The following is an 8951-nucleotide window of genomic DNA, read 5'->3' on the forward strand; positions in this document are numbered from 1 at the left end:
TTTGGTAATAGATTTTAAAAATAAATCTCTTTTTAAAAAAATATTATTACTAATTCGTCCAAGTATAGCATTTATTTTTTGTATTTTAGCAATCTATGCTTCTGGTGCAACCACAGTACTATATGGATTTATATTAATTATGTGTGGGATTCCAGTATACGCTTATATTATGAGAAAAAATACTATATAAAAGTAAGTCTAGTTATGATAGAAATCAAAACTAGACTTATTTTATATTATTCTTTAGTAAATAGTTCTTTTACTGGATTTATAATTTTAACCTTAGTTATAGCTTTAATATATCCATTTTCTGATGATTTAATATATAAATTACGAGCTCTTTCCTCATCTTTTTCAACAATAATTCCTTTTTCAAATAATTGTGCTAGTTTATACTGAGCTTCCCTATTCCCATTGTTAGATGAGATATTATACCATTCAATACATTTAATCTCTTCCTCAACAAATAAACCATCTGCTATTTCAAGAGCTATTTCAGCACACTTTACTCTAGCTGTATCATTTCCTAAGCCACAAGCTTTATCAAACCAGTAAAAGGCTTCATGTTCATCTCTTTCAACCCATTCACCAAAATTATAAATTTCTCCTAAAAGAAAGGTTGCTTCATTATCACCATTTGCAGATAATTGCTTATAAATCTTTAGTAGTTTGTTTATACTTTCATTAACACCATTTTCTGCGGCTAAAACATAGTATTTCATATACTTATCTTCATCTATCTCTATTAATTCTCCATTGAAGTAAATATCGCCTAGCAGATAATAGTATATATATTCTTCTTTTTCAGCCTTATTTAAATAGATTTCAATAAGCTTTTCTGTTGCTAGAGCATTTTTCCCATATGCAGCACGTTTATAATATTCTATTGCTAAATCTATGTCATCGATAATTTTATCCTTATAATAAATATCACCTAGTAAATAAGAGGCTTCGATATCACCATTATCTGATGCTTCACCTAAATAATCCAAGGCTATAGTCAAATCATCTTTATTTAAATATCTTTCTAAATAATAGCGCCCCTCTTCGATTAAACTTTTTTCAGTTAAAATAGCTTCTTCATTAGCTTTAATTGTTTTTTTCTCTATGCTAATATTTTCTTCAAAGCTTTTTTCTAAATTTACTGAATTCTCTTTTAGATTATCTAAATCTTTTTTAGTATCTAAAAGATTTATTATTTTATCTAATTTCACTTCACTTGTTTGCATTATGTCTAGATTCTTCTTTAGTTCTACATTTTCATCTATTAAATATTGAATCTTATTCTCTAAAAAGGTTATTTTACTACTTATATTTTTTAGTAGTTCGTCTTTTAACGTTAAATTATCCATAAATACCCTCCCTTAATTATATACAAGTTCATTTTAACATATTTTGCTATAAAATTAGACCTTAAATATTTTTTAATATTTAAGGTCTAATTCTTATTTTTTTCTTATTTTAGTAAATAACCCAGCTATTCCAACAACTGCAGCTGTTATACCAACTCCAATTGCAACATTCTTTTTATTTATTCTTTGTTTTGGCATCTCTGCTTTAGTTATTTCAATCTTTGAATCACCAAAACTATTGTATTCAGTATATAGACCTTTTACTAGTTCATATTTTTTTCTTGAAAAATTTTTCATAAGAGCAGTATTACATCTATCTATGTATACACCTAAACTTTCATTTGATTTTCTATTTAGTTCATCTCCATTATCTTCATCAAAAATTTCTTCCTCTATAGCTTTAGTTTCTAATTCTTTTAAAGTACTTGAGTTTTCACTCCATAATAAGGCATTCATTAATTTTTCTCTTAACTCGCGTATATCTCTATTCATTTTTCCCTCCTAATTAAATATAAATTTAGTATTTTTTTATTATAAATTTATTATACTATTTTTTGAAAGCATTACAATTACTAAAATGCTACAAAAAAATGAAGAAGGTTAAAATTTTCATTTTAACCTTCTTTATTAGTTTCTTTATATTTATTTTTTTTATCCATAATTTTTTTTGAAAATATTAAGCCAATAACTAAAAGAACTATTGGAATAATAAACTCAGGTGAAAAAGGCCTGTCCATATTTTTCCCTAATATTGAATAACATAATGTTTCTGGCATAACACCTAATAACGATGCAAGAATAAAATGTTTGTAACTTACTTTTGTAAATCCACAGGCATAACTTAATGGATCATATGGTAATATTGGTGGTAATCTTAATAGAAATAAAATTTTAAACCCATTTTCCTCTAAATTCTCATCTAACTTAAGCATTTTTCCACCTAAAAGACCTTCAACAAAATCCCTTCCTAAAATTCTTGATATAAAAAAGGCAATAGTCCCTGCAATAAAAAATCCTATCATCGTTAAAATAAAACCTTTTATTGGACCAAACATTAAACCGCCTGCAATTGCAATTATATTTGTTGGAATAACTAAAAAGAATGGTTTAACAACATATATCCCTAAATAGATAAGTGCTGCAAAAGTTCCTTTTTTCTCTATAAATGTTAATACTTCTTCTATTTTTATATTCATAATAATATGTCTATTTTCAAATAGAACAAATAATGCAATTCCTATTATTATTACAAAAATACCAAACCGTATTTTTGTCGAGTTAAAAGTTTTTTTGTCTTTTTTCATAAATTCTCTCCAATCTTATTTTTAATTTTTATCTTTAGTTCATTTTATTATAGCATGTATTAAAAAAAAATTCATATTTTTTTAATATGAATTTTTAAAAATGAAAAAAGCTATAAAAGAAATATATTTCTTTTATAGCTTTTTGATTTAGACTATTCTAAATCTAAAATTTCTTCTAGTTTTCCCATTAATTCAGCGTCATCATCATCTTCAGATAAAATATCCACTTCCTCAACTGTTTCTTCAACTACCTCTTCATTAGATAGAGCTAAAAATTCATTTAAATCATTGTATGTACTTTTAGCAAACTCTAAGAAATCATCTTCTGATACTTCTAAGAATGCTCTACTGTTTACTACAACTAAGTCTCTCATGATCATTTTTACATCTATTTTTCCGATTACTCTTACAATATTTCCAGCTGTTAAAACATTTAAAATTCCTTCATACTGTTCTCTATTGTTTATTATTGCATTATTAATCTTTGGTAGGCTCTCTCTATAGTCAAGTGTAACACACTCGTAAAACTCTCCATACTCATCATATAATTCTAATGCAACATTGTTTGTATCTAAATATCTTTCCATAACGCAAGATAAGTTTAATCCATCCCAATGAATTTTTTTGTTAAATACTTTCATATTTTCCATGATTAATAATACCTTCTTTCAAATATTTTTTATGACTATAATAGATATATTTTTAACTTCATAGTAAATATTCTATTTCTTGTTATATATAATTTATTATACCATAAATTATATTTTAAAATTCTTCATTTGTCTAGTTTCATAGAGAATTTTAAAATATCTCGATTGTCGAGCACTTTGGAGTTCTAATAACTTGTCCTATATCAAAAGATATCTTTTCTTTAAATAATGGTCCATCAAATACAAATGTATGATATTCCCCATTTTCGCCACAAACATCAATGCCGTCTTTTTTAAAATTTTCAATTGTTTCAAAATCTAAAGTTTTTCCTAAATAAGATTCATTCAATTTTGATATATCTAATTTTTTTATAATACATTTAAATCCTAAATTTAAAAATGTACTCACTACTTCTTCTCTATTTCTATTCCAAAGAGGTAAAATACATTTTAATCCAGATTTCTCTGACACTTCCTCATCCCAGTGTCTATGAAGTTTAATATCGATATCTCCAAATCCACAGAATGATACATCATAAATTTCTTTAATCTTTTTTAGCCCCTTTACAAAATCATCAGTATATGTCTCCATATTGCATTTAAGAAAATAAACATCAATGTCTAAAGATTTTGATATTTGTAAAATCAAATCTTTATTTACTCCATGAAACCAAGATGCTGTACCATTTGGTGTAGTAACTAATAAACATTTAGGATTATATCCTTTTTGAATTAATTCATACAATGCAATTGTACTATCTTTACCACAACTAAATGCCATTACAAAGTCTCTATTCATTTTTCCCTCCTAATTTTTAAAAATCTAGTTTCTATTATAATATATTTTTTATTTATATAATACCTTTTAAATTTTACTGTTATAAAAATTATTTTTTAGCACAAACTATTTTTGTATAAAAAATAGTTAAAGGAGAATTTTTATGAAAAAATTTGTATGTACTGTTTGTGGATATATTCATGAAGGAGCTACCCCACCCGATATTTGCCCTGTATGTAAAGTAGGTGCTGATAAATTTGAAGAAATGTCAGATAATATGACTTGGGCAGATGAACATAAAATAGCTATTACTGAAGGAGTTGATAGTGAAATTATTGAAGGCTTAAGAGCAAATTTCACTGGTGAATGTACTGAAGTTGGAATGTATTTAGCTATGTCAAGAAATGCTGATAGAGAGGGTTATCCTGAAGTTGCTGAAGCTTATAAAAGAATAGCATTTGAGGAAGCTGAACATGCAGCTAAGTTTGCTGAAATTTTAGGGGAGGTTGTTGTTGCTGATACTAAAGCAAATCTTCAAGCTCGTGTTGAGGCAGAATATGGTGCTTGTGAAGGAAAGAAAAAATTAGCATTGCTTGCAAAACAAAATAATCTTGATGCTATACACGATACTGTTCATGAAATGTGTAAAGACGAAGCACGTCATGGGAAAGCATTTAAAGGTTTATTAGACAGATATTTTAAATAAGGAGATGATTATATGGGAAAAATAAATTGTAGCGTAGATAACTGTTCTCATAACTGTAGTGGTAATTGTAATGCAAATAGAGTTGATATTGGTGGTGCATTAGCTAATGAAAGTACTGCAACTTGTTGTGGTGCATTTTTAGACAGAAAAAATTATGGAGATTTAACTAGTTGCACAAATTCATATAGTAATGAACCAGCACTTGTTTGTGCTGCTGAAACATGTTCACATAATAAAAATAAAATTTGTTCATTAGACTCTATATCTGTTGAAGCTACAACTACACCAAAAGTTTATAATGAGACTTTTTGTTCAGACTTTGATTGTAATTAAGAAAAAAAGGAACCAACTTAGTTGGTTCTTTTTCAATCTCAATAGCCTATAAAAACTTTTTCAATTCATCAACAGGAGCTTTTATTGTAAATATAATGTCTTCTCCAATTTTTAATTTACTTTCATTTTTATTTATTTTTATTTCATCTGAAAATTTTCCTTTACATATCTCTTTGTATCTTGTTTCAGATATTTTTATATCAAAACCACCTTGCATTCCTGTAACTTTTAATGTTGCAAGTTCATTTTCAGCAGTTTTTATTTTAATATCTATAATATTATTTCCTTTAGTAAAGCTTAATGCATTTTCAGGAATTTTTCCTATACTTGCTTCACCAAACATAGTTATAAATCCTCCAGATACCTTTGTTTTAGTCATTAACGTAGTATCATAGGTTTCCGTAATATCTTTTAATAATTTCCCTAATTTATATGTTGTTAAGTTTAAATCCATTTTGATCACCTTATCCTTGTATATTATTCTATAAATATAATACTACCATTTTAGTCTGATTTCAAATTTCTATATGCAAATGATTCTTATTTAACAAATTGCTTACATTTCTTTTCTATTTTTAAGAGTATAATATTATTAGTATTTATTTAATTAAAAATTTCAAGGAGATTCATATGTATTATTTTTTAGTTTCATTATTTGCTTGCTCTATAGGTAGTTTCGTAGGGCTTGGTGGGGATATAATTATAATTCCATTACTACTTTCTTTAGGTGTAAACAAGGAATTAATTTCTATAAATACAGATTTAACAATGCTTTGTATGACATTATTATCTACTTTTATTTATCGAAAAAGAAAACTTGGTGATTTTAAAACAGCTCTTTTTATTGCAATTGGAATAATTCCGGGAGCATCTATTGGTGTTGCAATTAACAGTCATATTGGTATTCCTACATTTAATTTATTTTTTATATTCTTATTATTCATTTTGATAGTTTTTATGTTTTTAGAAAAAAAATTACCAAAAATAATTTTACCAAACTGGACAAAACCCATTGTTGGATTAATTATTGGAACAATTTCAGGGCTTTTTGGATTAGGTGGTGCAATTATGCTTATACCAGTTCTTTTGATTCTCTATGGATTTGATCAAAAGCAAGCTTCTGCCACAACTTTAAGTCTTATTTTCATAAGCACTTTTGTTACAGTAAGTAATTATTACTTTAGAGGATATAATAATTTAAGCTACGCTTTATTTATGATTCCAGGTGCTTTAATTGGTTCTAAAATTGGTACACATTTCAATAAAAAAGCGAGTAATTCTTTAATTTCTCATGCATTTAAAATAATTTTAATTCTTATTTTAATAAAGCAAGTTATAATGGTAATTACTCATTAAAATAAAACTTTTTAGAGAACTTGCCTTTTGGTTTTCTTTTTAATTTGTTAAAAAACTAAAAAAAATTATTTTTTTTATGAATTTTTAACTTTTTTGCAATACTTTTTGGCGTTTTATTGTTATAATATATAAGAAATTTAAAAAAAAATTGCTTGGAGGTAAGTTACATGTTAAAAGTTGGTGTACTTATGGGAGGAATTTCTTCAGAAAGAGAAGTTTCTTTAGATAGTGGAAATAATGTTATAGAACATTTAGATAAATCTAAATATGAGGTTATTCCAGTAGTAATAGATAGTAAGGAAGATGTATTTGAAAAAGTTAAAGGATTAGACTTTGCTCTTTTAATGCTTCACGGAAAATTTGGAGAAGATGGTAGAGTTCAAGCTGTTCTTGAAACTTGTGGAATCCCTTACTCAGGATGTGGAGTTATAGCTGGTGCTATTGGTGTTGATAAAGATATCTGTAAACAAATTTTAAGATATAACAACATCAGAACTGCTGATTGGTTTGTAGTTAAGTCTATTGAAGATATAAACTATGATAAAATCGAAGAATATGGTTACCCTGTTATGGTTAAACCAGTAAGTGGTGGAGGAAGTGTTGCTACTTTCATCGTTAAGAAAAAAGAAGATGTTGAAGAAGCTGTTAGAGAAGGACTTCTTTGGGATGAAGAAATAATGATAGAGAAATTTATACCAGGTGCAACTGAGATTACTTGTCCTGTTGTTGATGGTAAAATGTTACCTGTTATTCAAATCGATCCTAAAGGTGAATTCTTTGATTATCAATCAAAATATACTGCTGAAGGTTCAGACAGATATACAGTAGAACTTCCTAAAGAATTACATGAAGAAGTTGAAAAAATGGCTGTTGCAACTTACTATGCATTAAAAACTAGTGTTTATACTAGAGTTGATATGTTAGTTAAAGATGGTGTTCCTTATGTATTAGAGGTTAATACATTACCAGGAATGACTAAAAACTCATTATATCCTGTAAGTTTAAAAACTGCTGGAATCGAAGTTTCTGCTTTCTTAGATACTGTAATTGAGAAATCATTAGAAGTTAGAAGAAAAGTTGAAGCTTTAGATAATGCTAGAAACAACGGTGTTACTGTTAAAGAAAAATAGAATTTTAAAAAGGTAGTCTAATGACTACCTTTTATCTATTTATAACCTTAAAATGTATTCCTTCTAAAACATCTAAAGCCTTATTATGCATATCTTCATCAAAGCTTGCACAAAGACTTGCATCTATAATTATTTCGCTATTTGTATAAGCATTTTGAAACATAATTGCATTACTTATTACACACATATTTGTAACAATACCCACTATTTCAATTACATCAATATGTCCAAAATCTTTCTTTATTTCACATAAGCTTTCTGGGGATATTCCAAAGGCTTTTTTTTCTAAGAAAAATATATTTTCTTTTTTAAGTTTTGATAATTTACCATATAACTTATGCCCCTCAGTATTTTTAATACAGTGAATTATATTAAAATTTTTCCCTTCACGTGTTTCTAAATACTCTTTACCGTGAGTATCTAATGTACATAAAACTCTTTGTCCTTTTTCTAAATATTCATTTATTTTCTGAAAAATTCCCTCTTCTAATTCTTTAGCTTTTAAAAATCCTGCACTACCATCAACAAAATCCTTTTGATAGTCTACTACAACCAATAATTTTTTCATTAATTCTCACTCCCCTTTTCCTTTTATTATATTTTATATTTATTATCTATTCAATATTACTCTTTACTCTTAATTAAAAATATTATCAAAGCTCCAAGGACTATTAATATATATCCTAAAAATGAGTTTTCATTTGGAATAGTTCCCCAAGCTAAATATCCAAGGATTGTTATAAAAATTATACTTGAATAATTATAAATTGAAATCTGGTTTGCTTTTGCATATTTATAAGCCTTTGTTATTGAAAATTGCGTTACTGTAGATGATAACCCAGATAATAATAATATTATAAATTCACTTATAGTAGGCATTTTAAAATGAATAAGCATCAATGGAATTGAACTTACCATTGAAAAAAATGCATAAAAGAAGACAATTGTATTTGCAGATTCTTTCTTTCGCAAAATTCTCAAACTTGTTGCTACTCCTGCTGCTAAAAATGCTGAGCCTATAGCCATTAAGGATGGAATTATATCATAATGTCCACTTGTGGGGTGTACAATAAAAATTACTCCTATAAAAGCTATTATAAAGGCAATTATATGAACCTTCTTTATTTCTTCTTTTAAGAATATACTTGCAAAAACTATTGTTATAATAGGACTTAGTTTAGTTAATACAGTTGCATTTGCAATAAGCATATTTGAAATAGCATAGTAGCTAGTCCATACCGATAATGTTCCACAAATAGCTCTTAAAATTAAAATTTTCCTATTACCTTTTTTACCAAAGGGAAGCTCCTTTGCTTTTTTCAATGCATAAAATGCTATTAGT

12 protein-coding genes and 1 pseudogene are annotated in these 8951 nt (G+C 26.8%); 5 read left to right on the forward strand and 8 right to left on the reverse strand.

Annotated features, from left to right (window positions below; translation table 11 throughout):
• Window positions 1–190 (forward strand): annotated as a pseudogene (locus ACRC28_RS04400) (amino acid permease); the annotation flags it as partial.
• A 46-nt stretch (window positions 191–236) separates the two neighbouring features.
• On the opposite strand, the gene ACRC28_RS04405 reads toward ACRC28_RS04400, so the two are convergent.
• The 5 genes from ACRC28_RS04405 to ACRC28_RS04425 all read right to left on the reverse strand — a co-directional run bounded on the left by ACRC28_RS04405 (window position 237) and on the right by ACRC28_RS04425 (window position 4105).
• Complete coding sequence (locus ACRC28_RS04405; protein ID WP_438542240.1) at window positions 237–1352, reverse strand: tetratricopeptide repeat protein; 1116 nt, start codon at window positions 1350–1352, stop codon at window positions 237–239.
• Between the two features lie 93 nt (window positions 1353–1445).
• A complete protein-coding gene (locus ACRC28_RS04410; protein WP_438542241.1) occupies window positions 1446–1844 on the reverse strand; it encodes a hypothetical protein in 399 nt (132 codons plus the stop codon).
• A 122-nt stretch (window positions 1845–1966) separates the two neighbouring features.
• A complete protein-coding gene (locus ACRC28_RS04415; RefSeq protein ID WP_438542242.1) occupies window positions 1967–2656 on the reverse strand; it encodes a TVP38/TMEM64 family protein in 690 nt (229 codons plus the stop codon).
• A 152-nt stretch (window positions 2657–2808) separates the two neighbouring features.
• Window positions 2809–3306 carry a hypothetical protein gene (locus tag ACRC28_RS04420; protein WP_438542243.1) on the reverse strand — a complete coding sequence of 166 codons (498 nt, stop codon included), beginning with the start codon at window positions 3304–3306 and terminating at the stop codon, window positions 2809–2811.
• A gap of 151 nt (window positions 3307–3457) precedes the next feature.
• Complete coding sequence (locus ACRC28_RS04425) at window positions 3458–4105, reverse strand: diphthine--ammonia ligase (RefSeq protein WP_438542244.1); 648 nt, start codon at window positions 4103–4105, stop codon at window positions 3458–3460.
• A 142-nt stretch (window positions 4106–4247) separates the two neighbouring features.
• On the opposite strand from ACRC28_RS04425, the gene ACRC28_RS04430 reads away from it, so the two are divergent.
• Both ACRC28_RS04430 and ACRC28_RS04435 read left to right on the forward strand, forming a co-directional pair.
• Window positions 4248–4790 (forward strand): NADH peroxidase, encoded by a 543-nt coding sequence (locus ACRC28_RS04430; protein ID WP_438542245.1) that lies wholly within the window; start codon window positions 4248–4250, stop codon window positions 4788–4790.
• A 12-nt stretch (window positions 4791–4802) separates the two neighbouring features.
• Window positions 4803–5123: a DUF1540 domain-containing protein gene (locus tag ACRC28_RS04435; RefSeq protein ID WP_438542246.1), complete on the forward strand. Its 321-nt coding sequence runs from the start codon at window positions 4803–4805 to the stop codon at window positions 5121–5123.
• Between the two features lie 46 nt (window positions 5124–5169).
• Here ACRC28_RS04435 and ACRC28_RS04440 read toward each other — a convergent pair whose 3' ends face one another.
• Window positions 5170–5577 (reverse strand): UDP-N-acetylglucosamine pyrophosphorylase, encoded by a 408-nt coding sequence (locus tag ACRC28_RS04440; RefSeq protein WP_438542247.1) that lies wholly within the window; start codon window positions 5575–5577, stop codon window positions 5170–5172.
• A gap of 176 nt (window positions 5578–5753) precedes the next feature.
• Here ACRC28_RS04440 and ACRC28_RS04445 point away from each other — a divergent pair, with 176 nt between their 5' ends.
• Both ACRC28_RS04445 and ACRC28_RS04450 read left to right on the forward strand, forming a co-directional pair.
• Window positions 5754–6479, forward strand: coding sequence for a sulfite exporter TauE/SafE family protein (locus ACRC28_RS04445; protein ID WP_438542248.1), 726 nt, complete (start codon window positions 5754–5756; stop codon window positions 6477–6479).
• A gap of 167 nt (window positions 6480–6646) precedes the next feature.
• The gene (locus ACRC28_RS04450) at window positions 6647–7609 is read left to right on the forward strand and encodes a D-alanine--D-alanine ligase (RefSeq protein ID WP_438542249.1); all 963 of its coding nucleotides are present in this window, start codon (window positions 6647–6649) and stop codon (window positions 7607–7609) included.
• A gap of 31 nt (window positions 7610–7640) precedes the next feature.
• On the opposite strand, the gene ACRC28_RS04455 is transcribed toward ACRC28_RS04450, so the two are convergent.
• Window positions 7641–8177: a cysteine hydrolase family protein gene (locus tag ACRC28_RS04455; protein WP_438542250.1), complete on the reverse strand. Its 537-nt coding sequence runs from the start codon at window positions 8175–8177 to the stop codon at window positions 7641–7643.
• A 56-nt stretch (window positions 8178–8233) separates the two neighbouring features.
• Window positions 8234–8951, reverse strand: a 718-nt coding sequence (locus ACRC28_RS04460; protein ID WP_438542251.1) for a DMT family transporter, incomplete at its 5' end; no start/stop codon positions are given.

Origin of the sequence: Clostridium sp. (assembly GCF_051650885.1) — a bacterium.
Classification (GTDB): domain Bacteria; phylum Bacillota; class Clostridia; order Clostridiales; family Clostridiaceae; genus Clostridium.